The organism is Evansella sp. AB-rgal1 (assembly GCF_041820985.1).
Lineage (GTDB): Bacteria > Bacillota > Bacilli > Bacillales > Salisediminibacteriaceae > Evansella.
On the sequence record NZ_JBGUAU010000085.1, the window covers coordinates 1 to 585 of the forward strand.

At 36.1% G+C, this 585-nt stretch carries 1 protein-coding gene; it reads right to left on the bottom strand.

The genetic code is table 11. From position 1 onward, the window contains the following. Positions 1 to 83 precede the first annotated feature (83 nt). Positions 84 to 542, bottom strand: a complete 459-nt coding sequence (locus ACERII_RS25880) for an HTH domain-containing protein (RefSeq protein WP_373645869.1) — start codon at positions 540 to 542, stop codon at positions 84 to 86. Between the last annotated feature and the right edge of the window lie 43 nt (positions 543 to 585).

Sequence of the window (585 nt, forward strand, 5' to 3'; positions counted from 1 at the left end):
CAGCCAGTTGTAATAACCACTTCTAGAAACACCTGCCACTTCACAAAGCCAATAGATATTAAGCTCATTATTATCTCGCAATGTCATTTCTTCGATGTGTCTGAATTTTTCTTCTGGCGATGCTTCTGGTTTTCCTTCCATTCTGCCTGCCTGTCTAGAAATTCTGTTTTTTTTAGGAATTCATTCTCTTGTTTTAAGTACCTAATTTGGTGTTCCAATTGCTTTATTCGGTCGGCTTCTGATAATTCCTTAGTGGAAGGACGACCAGAATTTTTACCTCTCAGGTCTAGACAGCCATCTATTCGCTCTGCATAATCCTTAACCCTTTGAACTAGGCTGTCCTTTCTCCTTTTACCTAGAAGAGTAGGATCAATTCCCATATCACGCAGAATAGCTGAAGGTCCTTTTCCAGATTGGTATTCTTGATAAAAATGTTCTTTAAATTCTTTTGTGTAAGAAATATTTGTTTCACTTACTTTCTCAATGAAAGGATTGGACCTTAGTTGTTTTTGTTGTTCTTCTGAAAATTTGTTTTTCCCCATATTGCATCCTCCCCTGTTACAATAATTAAAATATAACAAAAAA